The organism is Streptomyces sp. NBC_01707, assembly GCF_041438805.1.
Lineage (GTDB): Bacteria > Actinomycetota > Actinomycetes > Streptomycetales > Streptomycetaceae > Streptomyces.
The window spans coordinates 1810607-1834088 of sequence record NZ_CP109190.1 but is presented as its reverse complement, the minus strand read 5'-3'; the positions used below and the strand labels follow the sequence as shown (position 1 = coordinate 1834088).

Sequence of the window (23482 nt, the reverse complement as noted above, 5' to 3'; positions counted from 1 at the left end):
CTTGCCGCCGCGCCGCTGCCTGCGCCGTATACGAACGCATTCGCGCCAAGACGAACAGGAGATGCACCGAGGCGTGCGACGAGCGGTCGCACAGAGCGGTGAATGGTGCGGTGAACGGTCGGGCGGACCCCGGGCGGCGCCTTCGGTACGTTCGGCCCGTCCTCGGCCGCGGTGGCCGAGGACGGGCCCGGTCAGCGGGGCACCGGAGCCGGCCGCAGGGTCAGCAGCCAGCCGCGCCCCGGAGCCACCGGTACCCGCTCACCCGCTGCGAAGGAGCGTTCCGGCTGGAAGCCCGCGATCGCCGGCGCGTACGTCGCCACCGGGCCGTCGGCGTCCCTGAGGACACATCCGACCGGTTCCGCCGCCCATGACGCGATCGCGGTCGTCGTCCCGCCGGGCCCCTCCCAGGTGGAGGCGAGGACATCGTCCCGGCCGGTGGACACAGGAGTGTCGTCGGCCCACCAGCCGGTGAACTCGGCGTCGATGAGGCGTAGTTCGTCGAAGGCCCGCCATATCGGCCGCACGTCGGTCATCGGGGCGCGCGCCGTCATGCCGAAGACCAGTCCCCGCCACGGGTTGCCGCCGTCCTGCAGCATCTCGCCCATCAGTCCGAACGGGATCCCTGACAGCTCCACCAGCCAGTAAGCGGGATCGGTCCCCTCGTAGTCGAACAGCTCGCCCAGCCAGAGGCGGTCGGTGTAGGGCATCAGTTCCGCGTACAGATTGGCACTGGACGCGAAGCCGTCAGGCTCCCGGTACTGGTTGCAGGAGTGCAGATCGATCAGGGGTGCCGTGTCCACGGAGCGGGCCAGGGTCTTGCGTACGCGCTTCATGATGGTCCGGTCGTACGCCACATCGTCGAGATAGAGGCCGTCGACGCCGATCCGGCGGCGCAGCCGGTCGATGCCGCACACATAGGAGTTGTGCCACCGTGAGTCGCCCGAGGTCACGACGGCCACGTCGGCGACATCGGGTGCCACCCAGCCGGGGACGTAGTCCGTGCCCAGATGCTCGTGCAGCCAGGCGTGTCCACCGCCCGGTCCCGGCGCCAGCACTTCGCTTCCGAGGGACGCCAGGACGGGCAACTCAGGGTTGTGACGGGTGAGTTCGCGCACCGTGTCGTACACCTTGACGCGGATGCCGAGCCGGTGTGCCTCGGTGGTGTACTCCTCGAGCAGGCCTGCGGCGAGCAGAGGGTCGTTCAGGTACGGGTTGGGCGGGGTGGCGTGGTGGAGGTTGACGACGTTCGCGCCGTAGGCGGCGATCTCGGCAGGGGAGGCGTACGCGTGGAAGTAGCGCTCGGCGAGTTGCCGCTCTACCCGGATCGGCTTGAACGGCGTGAGCAGGAGACGCAGTTCGAAGCAGCGACGCTCCCCGGCGGCGATCCTCAGCGGGCCGCTGTACGCGGTCAGCGTCCGCACCCCGTCCGCTGTGCGCAGCCGGATGCCGCCGTGTCCGTCCCCTGCCCAGGAACGCGGCGTCACGAGGGGCTTCTCGCGGTAGTAGTTGGTGTTCAGCGGGCGGGCATAGTGCTCGTCGCGCAGCGACACCTGGATGCCGGCCGAGGGGGAGCCGAGCCAGAGGGAGTCCTGATTGCGCGTGGGGGTGTCCCACTGCCAGTCGTACGTCTTCGGGCAGACCTGCCCCGGCAGTCCGAGCCCCATCGCGTAGCGGGCGGTCTCGGCGACGACCGGCACATCGAGCCGTACGTCGAGGGCGAGGTCGTCGACCGCCTCGACGGTGGTCCGTACGACAAGGAACCCGTCGGCCTCCAACTCACCCTCGGTGGCGAGCCGGAGTCCGGGAGCGGTGGCTTCGGTGGACCAGCGCACCCGAGCCGGTCCGGTACGGTCCAGCTTCAGCGGAGCCCGGTCGAGAGGGCGGCCGACCGTGAGCGTCACCGGGCCGGCCAGCAGATCGCGCTCCGGCCCGTCCGTGCCGGTCACCGCCGAGGTGAACGAGGAGGTGAGCCGCTGCGGCAGCCCGTCGGGGCCGATCTCGACGGCCCGGCCGAGGATCTCCAGCCGGCTTCCGGCGACCTTCACCGGGGTGAACGGCGGGACGACTTCGTCGTCCTGGCCGAGCGTCGAGTCCAGCCAGCGCAGCCTGGCCAGCCGTGCAGGGTCCCCGGCGCCGTGGTCGGTGACGGTCCGCGGGTCCACGGTGATCCGCAGCGGCAGCAATCGCTCGCCGGTGCCGTCGGCGCGCACAGCGATCTCGCCCTCGTACGTACCGGGCCGTGTGTCCTCCGGGACGTCCAGGCCGAACCAGAGCACGTGTACGCGCCCCGCGTCGATGCCGATCCGGTTCTCGAACGGCAGCCCGCGTGCGTCGGTGCCGCCGGCGGTGAGCGACCGGACCGGAAAGGGCAGCCCGCGGACCTCGGTACGGACCTCCGTAAGCGCCCGCACCGCGTACACCCCGGCCTGCAGCACATAGAACTCGCCCCGCGCCGCCGAACCCGAGAACGGCGCGAACGGCACGGCGCCCGCCCAGCGGGCGGGCAGGCCGTCGTACCGGCCGAGCGGACGGCCGCGGTCCTCGCCGAACAGCAGGAACGGCTGGTCCGGGTGAGCCGCGGTCAGCGCCGCGCACTCGTCGGCGGTGGCCGCGAACCCCATCGGCGCGAAGGAGTCGACGGCGCTCACGGCCTCGTACCGGAACGCCTCGGCGCGAGGCAGCGTCGCCCAGGCCCGCTCCGGCCGGTTCAGCCCGCTCCGATGCACCCAGCCGGGGTCGGCGGTCGGTGTCGGCTGCCGGTAGGCGGCCTGCGGATAGTACGGCCGGCCGGTGTGCGCGTACGGCAGGTAGTGCACGGCGTAGTCGCCCTCGCCCTCCACCGGCTCGAAGGCGATCCGGCCGCGCCCGGCCGTCACCTCGATCGGCACCGTGTTCCGCACCCGCCGACCGGAAGGCGCGAGCACGATGACGTCCACCGTCGCGGGGTCCGGATCCCGGCGACGCCATGGCAGTTCGGCCCCGAACACCGGGCCGCCCGAGGGTGCGCGTACCAGGATCCGGTGGTTGCCGTACATGTCGCTGTCCCATGATCCGAGCCCGCACTCCAGCTCGGGATGGCCCTGCTCACCCATGTCTGCACTCCCTCAAGGGCGCTATTTATTAGGTAAGTTGCTCAATCGCCATGGGCCACCATGGAGAGACTTCGATCACGCTGTCAAGGGAGAGGCCATGGACCGGGGTGGGGACGCCTCGCTGCTGCGCCGACTGAACACGGCCGCCGCGCTACGGGTGTTGCGGGAACGCGACGAGGTCACCGTGCCGGAGCTCGCCGGGCTGATCGGGGTGTCCCGGCCGACCGCCCAGGACCTCACGGCACAGCTGCTGCGCGAGGGCAGGCTGGTGGAGCTCCAGGCCAGCAGCGGCGCCGTCGGCCGCCCGGCACGCCGGTTCCGCTTCCGGGCCGAGGCGGGCCATGTCGTCGGCGTCGACATCGGAGCGCACAAGGTACTGGTCCACGCCGTGGACCTGCTCGGCCGCACGGTCGCCGCGCAGCGTGTCGTGGTCACTCCCGCCATGACCGCTCGGCGACGACTCAAGGCCGTCCGCGGGGCGATCGACGCCTGCCTGGCCAGGCCGGAGGCCGCCGGGGTGCGCCCGCTGGCCACCGGGATCGGCACCAGCGGCATGGTGGATCTGGCAGGCCGGGTGGTGCGGAGCACCGCGCTGCCCGGCTGGACCGGACTCGACCTGGGCCATGAGCTCGCCGACTGCGCGCCGGGGCCGGTTCTGGTCGGCAACGACATCCAGCTCGCGACGCTCGCCGAATGCTCCGGGGGAGTGGCCGTCGGCGTCCGGGACGCCATCTACCTGTACGTCGGCAATCGCCCCGGCATCGGCCTGTGGCTGCACGGCCGGCTGCACCGGGGCCACGGCGGTGCGGCCGGCGAACTGCTGCCCCCGGACGGCTGGTCGGCGGCATACCGGCGGCTGCTGGACTGGGCCGCCGGACACCAAGGAGCCGAACTGCCCACCCGGAACAGCGCCGCCCGCGCCGTGGTCGAGGCCGCGGCCGCGGGGGACGGCGGCGCTCGGTACGCCCTGCGCGCCTTCGCCGAGTCGCTCGCCGAATGCCTGGCGCCCCATGTTGCCGCGCTCGATCCGGAACTCGTGGTGCTCGGCGGCGGTATCTCCCGGGCCGGCGCGCTGCTCAGCGAGCCGTTCGCCGCGGACCTCGCGGGCCGCTGCCCGAATGCGCCATCCGTGCGGAACTCCGCACTGGGCGAGGAATCGACTGCAATCGGGGCAGCCCGGCTGGCATTGGAGCACATCGATCACGCCGTGCAGAAAAGTCCAACTACCTAGGACTGATTGGCTGTTGACCTACCGGTTCGACGCTTCGATGATGTGGCCACTCTTTTCGGAAAGTTGGTTTCTAAATTCGTCGAGCCGCCAGGTCAGGGAGTACGTGTGACATCCGCTGCAACAGCGCGCAGCCCACGGGCCGCGTCCCCACCCGAGCCCAGGGCCGAGAGCGGTCGTCCCCCGTTGCGGCGTGTACCTCTGCGGGTCCGGCTGCGCAACAACTGGGTGATGCTCGCCCTGATGACCCCGGGCCTGCTCTTCTTCGCCGTCTTCTTCTACGTGCCGATGCTGGGCAACATCGTCGCCTTCCAGGACTACCAGCCGTTCATCGGCTTCAAGGACAGCCCCCTGGTCGGCCTGGCCAACTTCCAGGAGATGTTCGCGGATCCGGCGTTCTGGGAGGCCGTACGCAACACCCTTGCCTTTGCCGCACTGCAACTGATCTTCTTCTTTCCGGCGCCGCTGGCCCTCGCCCTGCTCATCAACAGCCTGGTCAGCAGTCGCGTCAAGAGGTTCGTGCAGAGCGTCGTCTACCTACCGCACTTCATCTCCTGGGTGCTGGTCGTCGCCCTCTTCCAGCAAGTGGTCGGTGGCGCCGGACTGATCAGCAACTTTCTTCGTGACCACGGTCTGTCGGCCCTCGACGTGATGACCGACCCCGGGACCTTCCCCGTACTGATCACCGCGCAGGTGATCTGGAAGGACATCGGCTGGGGCATGATCATTTATCTGGCCGCGCTCGCCAACGTCGACCAGAGCCTGTACGAATCGGCAGCCGTGGACGGTGCCGGCCCCTGGCGGCGCATGTGGCATGTGACGCTGCCCGCCGTCCGCGGAGTCACGATCATGCTGCTGGTGCTGCGCCTCGGCGACGTACTGTCCGTCGGTTTCGAGCAGTTCCTTCTGCAGCGCGACGCGGTCGGTGCCCGGGCCGCGGAGGTCCTCGACACCTACGTCTACTACCACGGCGTGGTCTACGGCGACTGGGGCGTCGGCGCCGCCGCCGGCCTGGTCAAGGGTGTGGTCGGCGCCCTGATGATCTGGGGCGCCAACCGGCTGGCCCACGCATTCGGAGAGCAAGGGGTGTACAGCAGATGAGCATCGGACTGCCCTTGTCGAAGCCTCGGACGGCGGACCGCCGGGCCGCCTGGGAGGAGCCGCCCACCCGGCTCGGCTCGGCGGCCAAGGCCGTCGTGATCACAGTCATCGTCGCTGTGATGACGGTGCCGTTCCTCATCGTGCTCTCCACCAGCCTCGCCTCCCGTGAGGAGATCACGGCCGCCGGCGGGTACGTCCTCTTCCCGACGGAGCCGACCCTGCAGGCCTACCGCACGATCCTGTCCGGCGGACTGGTCACCCGCGCCGTCACGGTCAGCGTCCTGATCACCGGCGTCGGCACGGCACTCTCCCTCCTGACGACCATCGCCCTGGCCTACGCGCTGAGCAAGCGAGGCGTCCCCGGCAGCAAACCCGTCCTGCTGCTCGTCCTGTTCACGCTGCTCCTCGCCCCCGGCATGATCCCGATGTACGTCCTGGTCAGGGAGCTCGGCCTGCTCGATTCCTACTGGTCGCTGATCCTGCCGGGTCTGGTCAACGCCTTCAACCTGGTCGTGATGCGGGCGTTCTTCATGAACATCCCCGAGGAGCTCTACCAGGCGGCCCGGATCGACGGTGCGGGCGACTGGCGGATCCTCACCCGGATCGTGCTGCCGCTCTCCAAGGGAGTCATCGCCGTCGTCGGGCTCTTCTACGCGGTGACGTACTGGAACGCGTTCTTCAACGCGATGCTCTACCTCAACGACTCCGGGAAGTGGCCGGTCCAACTGCTGCTGCGGACCTACGTGGTGCAGAACAAGCAGATGGCGGCCGACCAGCTCGGCGTGGCCCATCTGCCGCCGCAGCAGTCGATCTCCATGGCGGTCGTCATGATCGCGCTGATCCCGATCCTGCTGCTCTACCCCTTCCTCCAGAAGTACTTCACCAAGGGCGTGCTCACCGGCGCGATCAAGGGCTGACCCGCGCCGCTCCCCGCCCTCCTCCCCTCACCCGTCCCCCCTCACCCTGTTGCGGAGATTTCCATGACCGGCATGTCCCGACGCACTTTCCTGGGCCTGAGCACCGCCGTCGCGGCGGGCGCCGCCGCCGCCTCGCTCACCGGCTGCGGTTCGTCCACCGGCCACCGGACCGAAGCCGCCTCGGCAAAGGTGAAGCTTCCCGCCTACGTCCCCTTCACCAAGGTCACGCCCGATCTCCCGGCCAACGCGAAGGGCCTCTCCGCGGGCTACCTCTCGTACCCGGAGCAACTGATCCGGAGCGTCCCCGAAGTCCCTGGCGACGGCTCGAAGGTCACCCTGCTCACCGAGATCTGGACGCAGCCGCCGCTCCCCAAGGGATCCAACGAGCACTGGCAGAAGATCGACCAGGAGCTCGGCGTCGACCTCTCCGCGATCCTGGGCACGGATCCCGGGTACGAGGAGAAGTTCTCCGCCACCGTCGCCGGCGGGGACCTCCCCGACCTCATGTGGATACCACCCAACCAGGGCATCCAGCACATCGCCGAGCTGCTGGAATCGAAGTGCGCCGACATCACCGACTACGTCTCGGGTGACGCGGTCAAGGACTACCCGAACCTCGCCGCGATGACCCCCGCACACTGGAAGACCGCCGTGGTCAACGGCAAGATCTGGGGTGCGCCGAGCCCCTACCCCGCGTTCGGCCAGGTCTACGCGGGCAACCCCGAGGTCTGGGAGAAGGCGGGTGGCCTGTCCGCGAGCGGCCCCGACGAGTTCCTGGCCAAGTGCAAGGAGGTCACCGGCGGCAAGGTATGGGCGCTGGAACCGATCTATGTCAATGCCGTCAGCGTGCTGAGCCAGTGCTTCGGCGCCCCGAACAAGTGGCGGCAGAACAAGGACGGCTCGCTCACCTTCTGGCAGGAGACCGACGAGTACCTGGCGGCACTGGACTTCGTGCTCAAGCTCAAGCAGGCCGGTGTCTTCTACCCCGGTGACCCGAAGATGGCCGACGCCTATCTGAAGATGGCACAGGGATCCATCGGTGCCGCGGTGTTCGCCAATCCGTCCGGCGGCCGTGCCAACCTCCGTACCAACGACCCGTCGCTCGCGGCGCAGATCCTGATCCCGTTCGCCGCGGGCGGCCGGCAGCCGAACCACCACTACCACCTGGGCACGATCGGCTACACCGCCATCAAGAAGGGCAGCGAGAAGCGGGTACGGATGCTGCTCGGCGTGCTGAACTACCTCGCTGCGCCGTTCGGCAGCAAGGAGCGCGAGCTCCTGGAGTTCGGCACCGAGGGAGCCGACTTCACGTATGACGAACAGGGTTTCCCGCAGCGCACCAAGAAGGGGAAGCAGCAGGTCGAGGGGTTCTACAGCGGACTGGCGACCGCGACGACCGCACCGTTCGCACTGCTGCCCTCGGCCTTCCCTGGCAGCCACGGCCCCGAGGACGTGAAGGAGACGTACGCCGTCGAGCAGAAGCTCATCGAGACCGCTGTCGCCAACCCGACGGTCGGCCACTACTCCGACGCGTACACAGAGCACTACGGGCGCATGTCGACCGAGGCCACGGACCTGGTCAACGACATCGTCAGTGGCCGCAAGAAGACCGGCGAGTGGAAGCCGTTCTGGACGGAGTGGCGCTCCAAGGGGCTGGACCAGATGGCCCGGGAGTTCCAGAAGTCGATCGAGAAGAACGCCTGACGACCCGGAAGGCGGGGCCCGTCCCGACACCGTCGGGCGGTCACGGAACGACGGTGACGGGCCAGCGCCCCGCCTTCACCAGCCGGATCGCCACCGAACCGATGAACCGGTGCCCCGCCGACTCCGACGCGCCCACCACGACGGCGTCCGCCCTCAGTTCGTCGGCGGCGGTGACCAGCCCGTTGTACGGATCACCCCGGAAGGTGTGGAACTCCCAGCGCACATCCCATATGTCCTTCAGTCGCTCGGTCGCCGCACGGATCTCGCTCACCAGACCCTCCGCGACCTCACCGGTCGTGTCGGCGACCGGTGCGCCGAGCGCGGCCCCCGCAGGCATCACGGGCTGCACATAGACGAGGGCGAGCAGAGCGTGCTGCCGGCGGGCCAGCCCGGCGGCGTATGCGGCGGCGCGCATCGAGGAATCGGACCCGTCGAGGCCCGCGACGATCACCTTCGGACCGTCTGTGCCACGTTCGAACTGGTGGGGCTGCTGGTCTGTCACGGCAGTGAGGTTAGCCGCTCCCGCCGCCACCCCCGACCCGGGCTGCCCCGCTGCCGGGTCCGGAGCCGTCGGTTACCACGGGTGCGATCCCTCCATCGGGTGCAAATCGCTCCGGAGCGAAGGATGTCGCTTCCCGACGGCCGCCGCCGGAAGGGCGCCGCACCGCGGCTGAGTGCGCGGCGGCTGCTCGGCCATGGATCAGCGGGTCGCGACCAGACGGGCGAAGACGACGACACAGGTGTCGTGGCCGTCGGATGTCGTGCAGCCGTCCTGGGCGATGAGCCGCAGCTCCGCCCTGCCGGTGTCGCGGTACACCCGGGTGCCGGGGAAGGCGGCTGTGGAGAACACCTCGACCCCGTAGACCTCGAACACCGCGACCCGGTCGTCCTGGCGTGGCACCTCGATCCGGTTGCCCCGCCTCAGCGAACCGAGGCCGTCGAACACGGCGGGTCCCGCCATGGTGTCGACTTGGCCGACGAGAACCGAAGTACCCAGCTGGCCCGGTGCGACGCCGTCGCGGTACCACCCGGCGAGCCGGGGTTCCTCCGGAGGGGGTGTTCCGAGCGAGCCGTCCGGCTCCAGGTGCACATCGACGAGCGGCGCATCGACCTGGATCGCGGGGATGACCACGCGCGAGGCGGGGGCGTACGCCAGTGGCCGCACCGTGAGGTCCGCCGCAGGCACGACGGGGGCGTTTTGGTGGCGGTGGGCCGAGGCGGCGGCGACCGGCCGGGGTGGGCCCGGTGAGGGGTCCGGACCGTTCCGCACCAGAGCGAGGCCGGTGAGCAGTACCAGGGCGAGAGCGCCCCAGGGCGAGTGTCTGGTCCGCTCGACGCGCCAGTGGTCCCGGCCCATGGTTCTCCCTTCGTCGCGACACCAGGAACGCTAGGCGCGCGACGGTCGGGCGGCGATCAGGGAGGGGCGAATGGGTGGCCGGCCACGAGGTCCCTTTCACAGGAGCCCGGGCCGGACGACGGGCCTGTGGCGACCTCAACATGTGGGTCCGTCAGATCGACGCACGGTGACGGGATGTGTCGGATCATCGGTTCGATGTGCGCGTCGCCCCGGGGCCTGGATCGGGTCCCGGGACGACGCGCGTTCCACCGCCGGCTCGCGCCGTTCAGTGGCGGCGGATCTCCTTCCGCCGACGCACCACGAAGAGGGTGCCGGTGGTTGCGGCCACTGCCAGTGCGGTACCGCCGACCACCTCCGCGGAACTCATCCGGCCGATGCCGCCGAGGCCACCCTGGACGCCGCCCGGCGCGATCGTCGTGGACCCGGTGGGTGTGGGATTGCCGGCGGAGATCGTGAGGCGGATCTTCGCCGTGGAGGTAGGGGACGTATTGCAGATGAAGGTCACTTCATAGGAAGCGCCAGGTTCGGCATCCCAGTCGACCGTGGCCGCGGCGGTGCCCCCGCTGGGAATGGTGATGCTGTCGAAGACGCCCGAACTGGCCGTCGCTGCTTTTGAGCACCCCCGGGCGGCCAGGGTGACCTGGCCGCCCGGCGCGACCACCGACGGGGCGACGATGGGTCGGGTCGCGCTGGGCGCCTCCCTCGACGTCGCGGCGTGCGCGGTCGCGGCCGGAGCGGTCAGGGCGAGAGCGGTGGCGCCGAGCATGGCGACGGGTGCGACACCTATGGGGCGCATGATGATTCCTCCGAGTCCCCGAGGAGCAGCTGCGGAACCGTTTCCCACAAAGCGTCAGATATGCACCTCGATGGGAGAAACGCTAGAAGTGCCGCATATCATGCGCGATCGGGGTCCGGCGAATGGGGCACGGGTGTCCCTCGGGCGGCGCACCCCCATGCCGTCAGGACGACGGCCCGCCCCCCGCGTTGGGGAACAGATCGAGGAACGGCGCCGCGGTGGCGGAGATGCCACGGCCGAACGGGGAGTCGAAGTCCCAGATCAGGAAGAGCAGGAAGGCGATGAGCACGCTGAACAGTCCGGCCAGCAGCAGCTCCCGGAACGTTCTGCGGATCTGCAGGGTGAAGATCAGTCCGACGGTCACCAGCGCCCCGGTGATCAGGCCGAACCAGACGACGCCCGGCATGGTGGCGCCGGCGCTCTGGCCGCGGGAGCTGCGTGCGTCGTCGGCCGCGGCGACCTGGTCGACCAGTGGCTGATAGGCCTGTCCCTCGTGGTCGGTCTTCGGCCGGTATTCGGTGACATCGGCACGTACCCGGCCGAGGAGTTCGGTGCCCCGGTCGGTGAGATCTCCGTGCTCACTCATCGCCCGCCACTCGTCGTGGACGACATAGCTGACGTACGCGTCGACGTCGGCGCGGATCCGGGCGCGCACGTCGGCCGGGTAGACCGAGGAGCGAACGTTCACCTCGTGCAGGGCCTGGGCCTCCTGGCGTACGTACTCCTGGGCCGCGCTGCGGCCCTCCCAGACTCCCGCGATGGCGAGGCCGAGCACGATCGCGTACACCACGCCGATCATCATCGTCATGTACTCGATGACGTCAGGGGTCTCTGACGGGTCGTCGTCCTCCGTGATCCGGCGGTTGTTGAGGACGGCGATGGTCAGCACGACGGCGCAGGCCGCGGCCATGGCGAGGGTGAGAACAAGCCATTCCGACATGGACTTCTCCGTGGGTCATCGGGAGCGGGGACGTAGCACGGCGACGGCGAACACCGCGGGGGCGGTGATCAGCAGGGTGAGTGTGACCAGGGAGGGGCCGCGCTGGGGGACCTTGCGCGGCGGCCTGCGGTAGTCGGGCAGCGCCACCGGCCTGGGCGGCGGCGTGGGACGTGCGGAGGGCGGGGGTGGCGGAGGCGGCGGAGGTGGCGGCGCGGGCTCCGGTTCCGGCGCGCGCGGTGGCGGCGGTGGGGGCGGGGGTGGCGGGGGCGGCGGTACCGGGGGAGGAGGCGGAGGGGGTGGTGGGGGCGGTGGCTCGGGCCGGGGAGTCGGCTCGGGCGCCGGGCCCGCCTGGCAGTGCCCGTCGCCCGTCGTGGCGACCGCCGTGTTCCCGCCCCCCTCCCCGATCGAGGCGTACGAACAGTTGTCGGCCGCCGCGGGCACCGGGGCGGCCAGGAGCCAGATGAGTGCGAGGGCTGCGGTGAGCCGCCCCACGAGTGATCCGTACACGACGGGGAGCATGTTCCGGCTGGTGGGACCACACGCGGACCGCGGCCAGGATTCCCCTGATGGAGGGGACCTGGAGCACTTGGGGTTTGCGGCTCGGGAAAATTCTGCGGACGCGTTGAACAAAGAAGCACCCGCCGCCCGTACCTAGGGCCATGAACGACGCGGACTGGCGTCGCAACTGGCGGAAGAATTACGGGAGTTGACATGAACACCTGGCGGAACGCCTCGCTCGCGGTGACCGCGGCGGCCCTGTTGGCGCTGACGACGGCGTGCGGTCAGGACAAGGGCACCGAGTCTCCCAACGGACAGAACGTGGGCAATGCGAGCCCGGCCGGGCAGGCGGGCAGCGGTTACGACACGGACAGCGGGTACGGCTCCGACACCGGCTACGGCTCCGACTCCGGGGCGCAGTCCGCCAAGTCGAAGCAGGCCGGACAGCTCGCGGTGTGGGACAGCAAGAAGCTCGGCAAGGTGCTGACGGACAGCGAGGGATTCACGCTCTACCGCTTCGACAAGGACACCGCGAGTCCGCCGAAGTCGAATTGCGAAGGTGACTGCGCGAAGATCTGGCCGGTCGTCCCGGCGGGCAACGTCACGGCCGCCGCCGGTACCGATGACGCAGTGATCGGCAAGGTCACCCGCGCGGACGGCACCCAGCAACTCACCATTGCCGGATGGCCGATGTACCGGTACGCGAAGGACGCCAAGCCCGGCGACGCCAATGGGCAGGGTGTGGGAGGCACCTGGTTCGCCTCCGATCCGAACGGCAAGAAGGCCGCGGTGAACGCCGACGGGCCGGCCGGTGCCGAGCAGGCTGATCTCGCGGGACTTTCGGTGCGCAAGGACCCGGAACTCGGGAACATCGTGGTCGACAAGCGCGGCATGACGGTCTACCGGTTCAAGAAGGACAGCGCCTGGCCTATGAAGTCGGCCTGCACCGGGGCCTGTCTCTCGAAGTGGCCGGTTGTCGCCCCATTGGCCAAGAATGATGTGTCGGGTGTTACCACCAAGGGATTTGTCACCTTCAATCGGCCTGACGGACTCAAGCAGCAGTCCATCGACTGCTGGCCCATCTATACGTTCTCCGGTGACACGAAGCCCGGTGACACCAACGGACAAGGCGTCGGGGGCACATGGTACGCGGTGTCGCCCGAGGCGAAGCTCGTGGGAGCCCCGAAGTAACCACACAACAGTCGTTCCGGACCGGCCCGTCGCTGAATGTCACACTTAGCGACGGGCCGGTTGCACATGCCACTGGTGTGTGACCAATAACGGACCGCTAATTTCCGTTTCCGCTCGCTCTCCTGGCGGTCGATCAGTAGCCTCTGGTCCACACTGACCATGAACATGGCCGGATCACCGTGGCGACTTGTTGGAGACATCGATGGAGCGTCCCGCCTGGGCACCGCAGGGCATTGACATATCGGTGCCGAGCGTGTCACGCATGTACGACTTCTATCTGGGCGGATCGCACAATTTCGAGGTGGACCGGGAAGCGGCCCGCAAGGCCATGGAGTTCATGCCGGGACTTCCCAAGATCATGCAAGCCAATCGCGCCTTTATGCGCAGGGCCGTGCGTCATGCGGTGAGTGAGGGCATCACTCAGTTCCTGGACATAGGTTCCGGCATACCGACCTTCGGCAATGTCCACGAAATCGCCCAGGCCGCCGACCCCGAGGCGCGAGTCGCCTACGTCGACCACGATCCCGTTGCGGTCGCGCACAGCCAGGCCGTACTCGAGGGCAACGACCGGTCGGTGATCGTCACCGCTGATCTGCGGCGCCCGCAGGAGATCCTGAAGAGCCGTGAGGTCACCGAACTCCTCGACCTGGACCGTCCGGTGGCGCTGCTGCTCGTAGCCGTCCTCCACTTCATCGAGGACGCCGACGACCCGCAGACGGCCGTCGCCGAACTGCGCGAGGGGCTCGCACCCGGCAGCCTCGTCATCATCACCCACGCCTCGTACGAGGGCATTCCGCTCACCCAGGAGGAGGCGGGAGGTGCGGTCGACGTCTACCGGAACATCCGTAACCCGCTGATCATGCGGTCACGCGACGAGATCGCCAGGTTCTTCGACGGATACGAGATGGTCGAACCCGGTCTCGTGGCGATGCCGGAGTGGCGTCCCGACACCTCCGCGGCGCAGGAGCAGGAAGACTCGTATGCGTTCTCGGGCTTCGCCGGAGTGGGACGCAAGGCGTGAGCATTCCCGCCCAGGCGTCCGACGCACCGGACGCGGAGCCCGACGGTCCCGAGGACCGGCTCCGAAGATTCGCGACGATCTGGAGCCGGGCCACCTTCCCGTCGACGGCCACGTCCATGACCCGTCCGGAGTTCGAGCAGCACCTGCTGCCGCTGGCCCGCAGACTGAGCGACATCCTGCACGCCCGGCCCTTCGACGCGGCGCCCGCGAACAAGGTGGGGGCCGCGCTTGTCGATGCGCACTGCACGGACCCGGAGGCACTCAGCTCCACGCTCGGCGTCGTCGACTCGTACCTGGTGCTCTACTGCGGCGGCAATGGCCCGGTGGCGCTGTCGACCGAGGACAGCCGGGCCCGCTGCGCCCGGATGCAGCATGCCCTCGCGGGCGGCTTCACCCTGGCGCTGCGCGAACGGACCCTGGCCGAGCAGGAGGCCATCGCCCGCTCGGCGCTGACCGCCCGTTCCAACGCCGAACAGGCCCTGCACGCCACGGAGGCCCGCTTCCGTGCCGTCTTCAAGGACGCCGCCATCGGCATCGGGATCGCCGACCTGGAAGGCAACGTGCTGGAGGTCAACGACACCCTGACCCGGATGTTCGGCGGGCTCGACCACCATGTCCGCAGTCACAAGCTCAACGAGTGGGTCCACCCCGAGGACTCGCCGTACGTGTGGAAGTACTACGACGAGCTGGTGCGCGGCGAGCGCGAGCACTACCGGGTCGAGAAGCCGTTCTACCGCAACGACGGCACCGTGCTGTGGACCAACCTCACGGTGTCGCTGCTCCGCGACTCCGAGGGGCGGCCGGAATATCAGCTGGCACTGATGGAGGACACCACGGAGCGCCGGCTGCTCAATCTGCGGCTGCGCTACGAGGCCACCCACGACGCGCTCACCGGCCTGCCCAACCGGACGCTGTTCTTCGAGCGGCTGGAGAAGGCGCTGTCCGCCGATGACGGCAACCGCTTCGGGCTCTGCTACCTCGACCTCGACGGTTTCAAGGCGATCAACGACAGCCTGGGCCACGCGGCGGGGGACCGGCTGCTCGTCGAGGTCGCCGACCGGTTGCAGAGCTGTGCGACCGCGCCCGGCGAAATGGTGGCGCGGCTCGGCGGCGACGAGTTCGTGGCACTGACCACCGGCCCCGGCACCGAGCAGGAGGTCGACGAGCTGGCCGGCCGGATCCTCGCCGTGCTCGCCACCCCGATCCGGCTCGACGGCCGCGAACTGACGGTGCGTGGCTCCATCGGCGTCGTCGAGGGGCCGGCGGGCGAACGCACCGCCGCGGAAGTGCTGCGCAGCGCCGACATCACGATGTACCGGGCCAAGTCGGCGGGCGGCAACCGCTTCGAACTGGCCGACGCCGAGGCGGACGCCCGCGCCATCACCCGGCACGGGCTGACCACCGCGCTGCCCGCCGCCCTGGAGCGCGGTGAGTTCTTCATCGAGTACCAGCCACTCGTGCATCTCGGCGACGGTACGGTGCACGGTGCGGAGGCCCTGGTGCGTTGGTGCCACCCGCAGCACGGCGTGCTCGGCCCGGACCGGTTCATCCCGCTCGCCGAGCACACGGGGCTGATCGTGCCGCTCGGGCGCTGGGTGCTTGAGGAGTCCGTACGGCAGGCCAACTTCTGGCAGGAGCGGCACAGTGACGGCGGCCCGCTGCGGATCAACGTCAACCTGTCGCCGACCCAGCTGCACCACCCGCATCTGGTCGCCGAGACGGTCGATGTCCTGGAGCGTTCGGGACTGGAGCCGAGGGCGCTCTGCCTGGAGGTCACCGAGTCCGCGCTCATCGGTGCGGACGACGACCTGCTGAAGCCGCTGCGTCAACTGGTCGAAATGGGTGTCGACATAGCGCTCGACGACTTCGGCACGGGTTACTCGAACCTGGCGAATCTGCGTCGGCTGCCGGTGAGCGTGCTCAAGCTGGATCGTTCCTTCACCCGGGGCATGCAGCAGCATCCGGCGGACCCGGTCGACCTGAAGATCGTCGAGGGGATCGTGTCGCTGGCGCACAGCCTGGACCTGGCAGTGACGGTGGAGGGTGTGGAGACGCGCGCCCAGGCGGAGCAGCTGCGGCAGCTGGGCTGCGACACGGCGCAGGGGTGGTACTACGCGCGGCCCGGTGCGCCGGACCGGATCCACTCGCTGCTGCTGGCCGACGCGGTCTGAACGGGGGGACGGGCCACCGGTTCCGTCCTCGGCCGCCGGACGGGCCCGATCACCCCGTCCGGCTGGCCAGCAGTACCTTCTGCAGCTCCCGCGCCGCCCGTGGCGGTGCCACATCACTGCGATGCGCCAGCGCGATGGTGCGCCGCAGCCCCGGCGGGGCCAACGGCGTCGTCCGCAGATCGCTGCCCGCCCGCGTCGCCACCATGCTCGGCACCACCGCCACTCCGAGCCCGGCCCGTACGAACCCGAGCACCGCGTCCATCTCGCCGCCCTCCACCGTGAACGACGGCTCGAAGCCCTCCGCCCGGCAGGCGGCCACCGTCAGTTCCCGTAGGTCGTAGCCGTGCCGGAACATCACCAGTGGTTCCCCCTGCAGATGCGCCATCCGTACGCTCCCGCCCCTCCCGGGCCGCGGAGCCTCCGCCGCCGACACCACCACCAGGTCCTCCTGGAGCAGCTCCACCGTGGTGAGCGCCGGAGACGCGGCAGGCAGCGGCAGCACCACAAGGGCGAGATCGAGAGCGCCGCGCGCCAGCTCCCGTACGAGGTCGTGCGAGCCGCCCTCCTCCAGCAGCAGCTGGATCCCCGGATGCCGGTCGTGGAAGGCGCGCAGCACGTCGGGCAGCAGCCCTGTGCACAGGCTCGGCGTCGCGCCCAGCCTGACCCGGCCCCGGCGCAGCTGTGCCAGCTCCTGCACCTCGTGGCGGGCGGTGTCGGCGTCCGCCAGGATCCGGCGGGCGAGCGGCAGCAGTGCCTCGCCCGCGTCGGTGAGCGTGATGTTGCCGCGGGCCCGGCTGAACAGTTCCGCCCCCAGCTCGTTCTCCAGGGCCCTGATCTGCTGGGAGAGCGACGGCTGGGAGACATGCACCTCCTCCGCGGCGCGGGTGAAATGCCGCGCCTCGGCGACGGCCACGAAATACGTGAGCTGCTGGAACTGCATACACCCAGCATAGACCCCGCGATAGGCCACGCCTATGGATATGAGCCGTACCATGTCTTGGACTGATAGGGCCCTTCCGTCCTAGCGTCGTGTCCATGGCATTGGCAACCCGGACGGACCGACGGCCGTCCATGACGCGCACGCTCTGGGACTCGTCCGTCGGCAAGAAGGCGATCATGGCCGTGAGCGGCCTGATCATGCTCCTCTACCTGGTCGTTCACATGGTGGGCAACCTGAAGATCTTCTTCGGGTCCGGCGAGTTCAACCACTACGCCCACTGGCTGCGGACCTTGGGCGAGCCCTTCCTGCACTACGAGTGGGCCCTGTGGATCGTCCGGGTGGTGCTTGTCGCGGCCGTCGTGCTGCACGCCACCTCCGCGTACCAGCTGAGCCGTCGCGACATCAGGGCGCGCCCCAGCAAGTACGTCCACAAGAGGCCCCGCGCGAGCTATGCCACCCGCACCATGCGCTGGGGCGGGATCATCCTCGCCCTGTTCATCGTCTGGCACGTCCTCGACCTGACGACGGGCACCGTGCACGCCGACGGATTCCAGGCCGGGCATCCGTACCAGAACGTCATCGACACCTTCTCCACCTGGTACGGAAACGTCATCTACATCGTCGCGATGCTCGCCATGGGACTCCATGTCCAGCACGGCTTCTGGAGCGCCGCACAGACCCTCGGCGCGGGCAGAGCGACCCGCGACCGTGTTCTCAAGACCATCGCCAACGCCCTCGCACTGGTGCTGACGGTGGGCTTCATTTCCGTACCCGTCGCCGTCATGACCGGAGTCGTGAGCTGACATGACCGACTACTCGCACTACGAGACCGGTGCGCCCGTCGTCGACACCAAAGCCCCCGAGGGCCCCGTCGCCGAACGCTGGGACACCCGCCGCTTCGAGGCCAAGCTCGTCAACCCGGCCAACCGGCGCAAGCACACCGTCATCGTCGTCGGCACCGGCCTGGCCGGCGGCTCGGCCGGGGCGACGCTGGCCGAGCAGGGCTACCACGTCGTCCAGTTCTGCTTCCAGGACTCGCCCCGCCGCGCCCACTCCGTCGCCGCCCAGGGCGGTATCAACGCCGCGAAGAACTACCGCAACGACGGCGACTCGATCCACCGGCTCTTCTACGACACGGTCAAGGGCGGCGACTTCCGCGCCCGAGAGTCCAACGTCCACCGGCTCGCCCAGATCTCCGTCGAGATCATCGACCAGTGCGTCGCCCAGGGCGTTCCCTTCGCCCGCGAGTACGGCGGACTGCTCGACAACCGCTCCTTCGGCGGCGTCCAGGTCTCCCGCACGTTCTACGCCCGCGGCCAGACCGGGCAGCAGCTCCTCCTCGGCGCCTACCAGGCGCTGTCGCGGCAGATCGCCGCGGGCAACGTCGAGCTGCACGCCCGGACCGAGATGCTCGACCTGATCATCGTCGACGGCAAGGCCCGGGGCATCGTCGCCCGCGACCTGGTCACCGGGAAGATCGACACGTACTTCGCCGACGCGGTCGTGCTGGCCAGCGGCGGCTACGGGAACGTCTTCTACCTGTCGACGAACGCCATGAACTCCAACGCCACCGCCATCTGGCGCGCCCACCGGCGCGGCGCGTACTTCGCCAACCCGTGCTTCACCCAGATCCACCCCACCTGCATTCCACGCACCGGCGACCACCAGTCCAAGCTGACACTGATGAGCGAGTCGCTGCGCAACGACGGCCGGATCTGGGTCCCGAAGGCCAAGGGCGACAACCGGCCGGCCAACGAGATCCCGGAGGACGAGCGCGACTACTACCTGGAGCGCATCTACCCGGCCTTCGGCAACCTCGTACCGCGTGACATCGCCTCCCGCGCCGCGAAGAACGTCTGCGACGAGGGCCGCGGCGTCGGCCCCGGCGGACAGGGCGTCTACCTCGACTTCGCGGAGGCCATCCAGCGGATGGGCAAGGCCGAGGTGGAGGAGAAGTACGGCAACCTCTTCGACATGTACGCGCGGATCACCGCGGAGAATCCGTACGAGACCCCGATGCGGATCTACCCCGCGGTGCATTACACGATGGGCGGTCTCTGGGTCGACTACGACCTGCAGACCACGATCCCCGGCCTGTTCGCGATCGGTGAGGCCAACTTCTCCGACCACGGGGCCAACCGCCTGGGCGCCTCGGCGCTGATGCAGGGGCTCGCCGACGGCTACTTCGTCCTGCCGTCGACCATCAACGACTACCTGGCCCGCAACCCCCACCACGACGAGGTCGACGCGTCGCACCCGTCCGTGGAAGAGGCCCTCGCGGAGACCGAGGACCGGCTGAACCTGCTGCTCGCCGTCGACGGCGACCGCACTCCCGACTCCTTCCACCGGGAGATCGGCGAACTCATGTGGGAGTACTGCGGTATGGCCCGCACCGAGACAGGGCTGCGCAAGGCACTCGACCGGATCCCGGAGATCCGCGAGGAGTTCTGGCGCCGCATCAAGGTGCCCGGCACCGGTGACGAGTTCAACCAGTCCCTGGAGAAGGCCAACCGCATCGTCGACTACCTGGAGCTCGCCGAGCTCATGTGCCTCGACGCCCTGCACCGCGCCGAGTCCTGCGGAGGCCACTTCCGCGAGGAGTCGCAGACCCCGGACGGCGAAGCCGCCCGCCGGGACGAGGAGTTCTCGTACGCCGCCGCGTGGGAGTTCAGCGCCACCGGCGAAGCCCCCGTCCTGCACAAGGAAGACCTCGTCTTCGAGTACGTCCACCCCACTCAGCGGAGCTACGCATGAAGCTCACCCTGCGCGTCTGGCGCCAGAAGAACGCAGACGCCCCCGGCGCCATGTCCACCTACCAGGTGGACGGCATCTCGCAGGACATGTCGTTCCTGGAAATGCTCGACACCCTCAACGAGGAGCTCATCCTCACCGGAGACGATCCCGTCGCCTTCGACCACGACTGCCGGGAAGGCATCTGCGGCGCCTGCAGCCTCGTCATCAACGGCGACGCCCACGGCCCGGAACGCACGACCACCTGCCAGCTCCACATGCGGTCCTTCCAGGACGGCGACACGATCGACATCGAACCGTGGCGCGCCTCGGCCTTCCCGGTCGTCAAGGACCTGGTCGTGGACCGCTCGGCCTTCGACCGGATCATCCAGGCGGGCGGTTACATCTCCGCCCCGACCGGCACCGCACCCGACGCCCATGCCACCCCTGTGCCCAAGCCCGACGCCGACTTCGCGTTCGAGCACGCCGAGTGCATCGGCTGCGGTGCCTGCGTAGCGGCCTGCCCCAACGGCTCGGCGATGCTCTTCACCTCGGCGAAGATCAACCACCTCAACGTCCTGCCACAGGGTGCCCCCGAGCGCGAGACGCGCGTGCTCGACATGGTCGACCAGATGGACACCGAGGGGTTCGGTGGCTGCACGCTCACCGGGGAGTGCGCGACGGCCTGCCCGAAGGGCATCCCGCTGCCGTCGATCTCGGCCATGAACAAGGAGTGGCTGCGAGCGACCCGCAAGGTGCACCGCTGAGGGCCGTCCCGTCCTCCCCGATGGATCGGTGTGCGGCGTCAGGTGCGGGGCGTCGCAGGACGGAGGGGCGTCATCACGCTGGGCGCATCCGGGCGTTCGGGCGACGCGGTGAGACGCCGTAGCTGCGGCCGGGCGCCCGCCAGGGACGACGGGTCGGTGTTCAGAGCCTCTCCGCCGGTCCCGGGAGCCGCCCGCTCCCGGGACCGGAGGGCGAAGGCTCAGCCCGCTCGGAGCGCCGCCGACAGGTACGGTGCCGTCCGGCTGTCCGCCGCACCCGCCACCTCCGTCGGCGGTCCCGCGGCGACGATCCGGCCGCCCCGGTCCCCGCCGCCGGGCCCGAGGTCGATCACCCAGTCGGCGCCCGCGACGACCGCCATGTCGTGCTCCACGACCACCACCGTGCTGCCCCCGTCGACCAGCCCGTGCAACTGCCGCATCAGCACCTCGACATCGGCCGGATGCAGACCCGTGGTCGGCTCGTCCAGCAGATACAGGGTGTGACCGCGACGAGTGCGCTGCAGCTCGGTGGCCAGCTTGATCCGCTGTGCCTCACCACCGGACAACTCCGTCGCCGGTTGCCCCAGCCGCAGATAGCCGAGCCCGACGTCGAGCAGCGTCCGCAGACTGCGCTCCGCGGCGGGCGTCCCCGCGAAGAAGCCGGCCGCCGACTCCACCGTCAGGTCCAGCACCTGCGCGATGTTCAGCCCGCGCAGAGTCACCTCCAGCGTCTGCGGGTTGTACCGCGCACCGTGACAGTCCGGGCAGGGCGCATACGTACTCGGCAGGAAGAGCAGCTCGACGCTGACGAACCCCTCGCCCTGGCAGGTCTCGCACCGCCCGCCCGCCACATTGAACGAGAACCGCCCGGCCCGGTAGCCGCGCTCGCGCGCCATGTCGGTCGCGGTGAACAGCTTCCGTACGACATCGAAGAGCCCGGTGTACGTGGCCAGGTTGGAGCGCGGCGTACGGCCGATCGGCCGCTGGTCGACCTGGACGAGACGGTCCACCGCCTCCAGCCCGAGCGCCGATGCGCATCCCGGCACCGGCCGCTCGGCAGGGAGATCGGCGGTGGTGGATGCCTGCCGGTCGGCGAGGGCCCCGGCGAGGACCTGGCCGACCAGGGTCGATTTGCCCGAGCCGGAGACACCGGTGACCGCCGTGAACACCCCGAGCGGGAACGCGGCGTCGACCCCGCGCACATTGTGCCGGTCGACTCCGATCAGCCTCAGCCACCCGGAGGGCGTACGCGGCTCCCGCACCGGCACCGGGCCCGTGTCGAAGAGGAACCGTCGGGTCGCCGACTCCAGTACGTCCGCGAGCCCGGCCGGGGGCCCGCTGTGCAGCACCCTGCCCCCGTGCTCGCCGGCCAGTGGCCCCACATCGACCAGCCAGTCCGCCCGCCGCACCACATCCATCTGGTGTTCCACGACGAAGACCGAGTTCCCGGCCTCCTTCAGCCGCCCGAGGACCGCGAGCAGCGACTCGGTGTCCGCCGGGTGCAGACCGGCCGACGGCTCGTCCAGCACATAGACGACCCCGAACAGTCCCGACCGCAGCTGGGTGGCGAGGCGCAGTCGCTGCAGCTCACCGGAGGACAGCGTGGGAGCCGTACGGTCGAGGCCGAGATAGCCGAGACCGAGCTCGGTCACCGTCTCGATCCGGGCCAGCAGATCCGCCGTCAGCACCCGCGCGGTGTCGTCGCCGCCCGCGGCCGACAGCACCTCGGCGAGATCCGCGAGGGGAAGTGCGGCCAGCTCGGCGATCGTACGGCCCGCGAAGGTGACGGCCATCGCCTCCGGGCGCAGCCGGCTGCCGCCGCAGACCGGGCAGGGGACACCGGTCAGGAAGCGCTCGGCCTTGGCCCGCAGGGTGCGGCTCTTGGTGTCGGCGAAGGTGTGCATCACATAGCGCCGCGCACTCATGTACGTGCCCTGGTAGGGGCGCTGGATCCGGCCCGCCTCGCGTACCGGATGGACCGTCACCACCGGCTGCTCGTCGGTGAAGAGAATCCATTCCCGGTCGCTCGCGTCCAGCTCGCGCCACGGCCGGCCGATGTCGTACCCCAGCGTGTCCAGCACATCGCGCAGGTTCTTGCCCTGCCAGGCGCCCGGCCAGGCCGCGATCGCACCGTCGCGGATCGACAGCGACGGGTCGGGGACGAGCAGCTCCTCCGTGGTGCGGTGGATCAGACCCAGCCCGTGGCACTCGGGGCAGGCTCCAGCGGCGGTGTTCGGCGAGAACGCGTCGGAGTCGAGCCGCTCGGCGCCGGCAGGGTACTCCCCGGCACGCGAGAACAGCATCCGCAGCGAGTTGGAGAGCGTGGTGACCGTTCCGACGGAGGACCGCGCGCCGGGCGCGGACCGGCGCTGCTCCAGGGAGACCGCGGGCGGCAGCCCGGTGATCTCGCCGACCTCGGGCGCGCCGACCTGGTGGATCAGCCGGCGGGCGTACGGGGCGACGGACTCGAAATAGCGGCGCTGAGCCTCGGCGTAGATCGTCCCGAAGGCGAGCGAGGACTTGCCTGAGCCGGAGACACCCGTGAAGACGGTGAGGGTGTCGCGCGGGATGTCGACGTGGACGTCCTGCAGATTGTGCTCACGAGCGCCGCGCACCCGAACGTACCGATCGTGGGGGGTGGGCATGCGCGCGGACTCCGTACGGATCGGGACAGTGCTGACAGCTGAGGGCAAACAGCACGATCCTAGGGCCTCTCGTCGGGATCACGCCGGGCTCGCGGGGTCCGGCACGCACGTCTGCCGCGTTGTCGTCGGTCTTCCCCGAGCTCTTGGTTTCGCTCGAGCAGGGGGGAGCCCGTGCGCTCCGCGTGGGCTGCTTCTTCCGTCTTGCGGCTGCACGCACCGCGGTGACACCGGCCGCCCGGCGGCGGGCCGCTCCCTGAGCCGGCCTGATCCGAACGAAAGACCCTGGATGCCGAGAGACTCTGGATGCCGAGGGTGACCGGGCTCGGGAGGAGGCCTCCCGCAGGCCGTGCGAAGCGGCCCGGGAGCCCGCAGGTGTGGACGCGTTGT

Annotated in this window: 18 protein-coding genes; 10 read left to right on the top strand and 8 right to left on the bottom strand. The window is 69.7% G+C overall.

The window, feature by feature from the left end:
- Positions 1-191 precede the first annotated feature (191 nt).
- Positions 192-3092 carry a glycoside hydrolase domain-containing protein gene (locus OG963_RS08430; RefSeq protein WP_371798714.1) on the bottom strand — a complete coding sequence of 967 codons (2901 nt, stop codon included), beginning with the start codon at positions 3090-3092 and terminating at the stop codon, positions 192-194.
- Between the two features lie 97 nt (positions 3093-3189).
- On the opposite strand from OG963_RS08430, the gene OG963_RS08425 reads away from it, so the two are divergent.
- The 4 genes from OG963_RS08425 to OG963_RS08410 all read left to right on the top strand — a co-directional run bounded on the left by OG963_RS08425 (position 3190) and on the right by OG963_RS08410 (position 8042).
- The gene (locus tag OG963_RS08425) at positions 3190-4323 is read left to right on the top strand and encodes an ROK family protein (protein WP_176901998.1); all 1134 of its coding nucleotides are present in this window, start codon (positions 3190-3192) and stop codon (positions 4321-4323) included.
- Positions 4324-4506: 183 nt separating this feature from the next.
- Positions 4507-5421: an ABC transporter permease gene (locus OG963_RS08420; RefSeq protein WP_371126212.1), complete on the top strand. Its 915-nt coding sequence runs from the start codon at positions 4507-4509 to the stop codon at positions 5419-5421.
- Complete coding sequence (locus tag OG963_RS08415) at positions 5418-6338, top strand: carbohydrate ABC transporter permease (RefSeq protein WP_093770093.1); 921 nt, start codon at positions 5418-5420, stop codon at positions 6336-6338. The genes OG963_RS08420 and OG963_RS08415 overlap by 4 nt, the downstream gene beginning before the upstream one ends.
- Before the next feature lie 72 nt (positions 6339-6410).
- The gene (locus OG963_RS08410; RefSeq protein ID WP_177309182.1) at positions 6411-8042 is read left to right on the top strand and encodes an extracellular solute-binding protein; all 1632 of its coding nucleotides are present in this window, start codon (positions 6411-6413) and stop codon (positions 8040-8042) included.
- Between the two features lie 40 nt (positions 8043-8082).
- On the opposite strand, the gene OG963_RS08405 is transcribed toward OG963_RS08410, so the two are convergent.
- The 5 genes from OG963_RS08405 to OG963_RS08385 all read right to left on the bottom strand — a co-directional run bounded on the left by OG963_RS08405 (position 8083) and on the right by OG963_RS08385 (position 11642).
- Positions 8083-8544 (bottom strand): universal stress protein, encoded by a 462-nt coding sequence (locus OG963_RS08405; RefSeq protein WP_030923553.1) that lies wholly within the window; start codon positions 8542-8544, stop codon positions 8083-8085.
- A 198-nt stretch (positions 8545-8742) separates the two neighbouring features.
- Positions 8743-9399, bottom strand: a complete 657-nt coding sequence (locus OG963_RS08400) for a class F sortase (protein ID WP_319328602.1) — start codon at positions 9397-9399, stop codon at positions 8743-8745.
- A 265-nt stretch (positions 9400-9664) separates the two neighbouring features.
- Positions 9665-10195, bottom strand: coding sequence for a hypothetical protein (locus OG963_RS08395; protein WP_093770096.1), 531 nt, complete (start codon positions 10193-10195; stop codon positions 9665-9667).
- A gap of 163 nt (positions 10196-10358) precedes the next feature.
- Positions 10359-11135: a DUF4239 domain-containing protein gene (locus tag OG963_RS08390; RefSeq protein ID WP_093770097.1), complete on the bottom strand. Its 777-nt coding sequence runs from the start codon at positions 11133-11135 to the stop codon at positions 10359-10361.
- A gap of 15 nt (positions 11136-11150) precedes the next feature.
- Positions 11151-11642: a hypothetical protein gene (locus tag OG963_RS08385; RefSeq protein WP_319738400.1), complete on the bottom strand. Its 492-nt coding sequence runs from the start codon at positions 11640-11642 to the stop codon at positions 11151-11153.
- Positions 11643-11846: 204 nt separating this feature from the next.
- Between OG963_RS08385 and OG963_RS08380 the strand changes: the two genes are divergently transcribed.
- The 3 genes from OG963_RS08380 (at position 11847) to OG963_RS08370 (ending at position 16016) form a co-directional block, all read left to right on the top strand.
- Positions 11847-12824: an SCO0930 family lipoprotein gene (locus tag OG963_RS08380; RefSeq protein ID WP_093770098.1), complete on the top strand. Its 978-nt coding sequence runs from the start codon at positions 11847-11849 to the stop codon at positions 12822-12824.
- A 202-nt stretch (positions 12825-13026) separates the two neighbouring features.
- Positions 13027-13845 (top strand): SAM-dependent methyltransferase, encoded by an 819-nt coding sequence (locus OG963_RS08375; RefSeq protein WP_030933933.1) that lies wholly within the window; start codon positions 13027-13029, stop codon positions 13843-13845.
- Positions 13842-16016 (top strand): bifunctional diguanylate cyclase/phosphodiesterase, encoded by a 2175-nt coding sequence (locus OG963_RS08370; RefSeq protein WP_093929214.1) that lies wholly within the window; start codon positions 13842-13844, stop codon positions 16014-16016. The genes OG963_RS08375 and OG963_RS08370 overlap by 4 nt, the downstream gene beginning before the upstream one ends.
- A 49-nt stretch (positions 16017-16065) precedes the next feature.
- Here OG963_RS08370 and OG963_RS08365 read toward each other — a convergent pair whose 3' ends face one another.
- Entirely contained in the window at positions 16066-16956 is an 891-nt protein-coding gene (locus OG963_RS08365) for a LysR family transcriptional regulator (RefSeq protein ID WP_030933940.1), read from the bottom strand.
- Positions 16957-17051: 95 nt separating this feature from the next.
- Between OG963_RS08365 and OG963_RS08360 the strand changes: the two genes are divergently transcribed.
- From OG963_RS08360 to OG963_RS08350, 3 genes are read left to right on the top strand one after another with little or no spacing between them, the layout of a single operon-like run.
- Positions 17052-17759, top strand: coding sequence for a succinate dehydrogenase (locus tag OG963_RS08360; protein ID WP_093929213.1), 708 nt, complete (start codon positions 17052-17054; stop codon positions 17757-17759).
- A gap of 1 nt (position 17760) precedes the next feature.
- Positions 17761-19710, top strand: coding sequence for a fumarate reductase/succinate dehydrogenase flavoprotein subunit (locus OG963_RS08355; RefSeq protein ID WP_030933945.1), 1950 nt, complete (start codon positions 17761-17763; stop codon positions 19708-19710).
- Positions 19707-20453: a succinate dehydrogenase/fumarate reductase iron-sulfur subunit gene (locus tag OG963_RS08350; protein ID WP_030933948.1), complete on the top strand. Its 747-nt coding sequence runs from the start codon at positions 19707-19709 to the stop codon at positions 20451-20453. The genes OG963_RS08355 and OG963_RS08350 overlap by 4 nt, the downstream gene beginning before the upstream one ends.
- A 218-nt stretch (positions 20454-20671) precedes the next feature.
- Here OG963_RS08350 and OG963_RS08345 read toward each other — a convergent pair whose 3' ends face one another.
- Entirely contained in the window at positions 20672-23095 is a 2424-nt protein-coding gene (locus OG963_RS08345) for an ABC transporter (RefSeq protein WP_371798713.1), read from the bottom strand.
- Positions 23096-23482: the final 387 nt, after the last annotated feature.

Excerpts from the sequence above, each read along its gene's own strand:
- OG963_RS08410 (WP_177309182.1), top strand. The coding sequence starts at position 6,411 with ATGTCCCGACGCACTTTCCTGGGCCTGAGCACCGCCGTCGCGGCGGGC.
- OG963_RS08365 (WP_030933940.1), bottom strand. The coding sequence starts at position 16,956 with ATGCAGTTCCAGCAGCTCACGTATTTCGTGGCCGTCGCCGAGGCGCGG.
- OG963_RS08430 (WP_371798714.1), bottom strand. The coding sequence starts at position 3,092 with ATGGGTGAGCAGGGCCATCCCGAGCTGGAGTGCGGGCTCGGATCATGG.
- OG963_RS08375 (WP_030933933.1), top strand. The coding sequence starts at position 13,027 with ATGGAGCGTCCCGCCTGGGCACCGCAGGGCATTGACATATCGGTGCCG.
- OG963_RS08425 (WP_176901998.1), top strand. The coding sequence starts at position 3,190 with ATGGACCGGGGTGGGGACGCCTCGCTGCTGCGCCGACTGAACACGGCC.
- OG963_RS08390 (WP_093770097.1), bottom strand. The coding sequence starts at position 11,135 with ATGTCGGAATGGCTTGTTCTCACCCTCGCCATGGCCGCGGCCTGCGCC.
- OG963_RS08355 (WP_030933945.1), top strand. The coding sequence starts at position 17,761 with ATGACCGACTACTCGCACTACGAGACCGGTGCGCCCGTCGTCGACACC.
- OG963_RS08400 (WP_319328602.1), bottom strand. The coding sequence starts at position 9,399 with ATGGGCCGGGACCACTGGCGCGTCGAGCGGACCAGACACTCGCCCTGG.
- OG963_RS08395 (WP_093770096.1), bottom strand. The coding sequence starts at position 10,195 with ATGCGCCCCATAGGTGTCGCACCCGTCGCCATGCTCGGCGCCACCGCT.
- OG963_RS08350 (WP_030933948.1), top strand. The coding sequence starts at position 19,707 with ATGAAGCTCACCCTGCGCGTCTGGCGCCAGAAGAACGCAGACGCCCCC.
- OG963_RS08415 (WP_093770093.1), top strand. The coding sequence starts at position 5,418 with ATGAGCATCGGACTGCCCTTGTCGAAGCCTCGGACGGCGGACCGCCGG.
- OG963_RS08360 (WP_093929213.1), top strand. The coding sequence starts at position 17,052 with ATGGCATTGGCAACCCGGACGGACCGACGGCCGTCCATGACGCGCACG.
- OG963_RS08345 (WP_371798713.1), bottom strand. The coding sequence starts at position 23,095 with ATGCCCACCCCCCACGATCGGTACGTTCGGGTGCGCGGCGCTCGTGAG.
- OG963_RS08380 (WP_093770098.1), top strand. The coding sequence starts at position 11,847 with ATGAACACCTGGCGGAACGCCTCGCTCGCGGTGACCGCGGCGGCCCTG.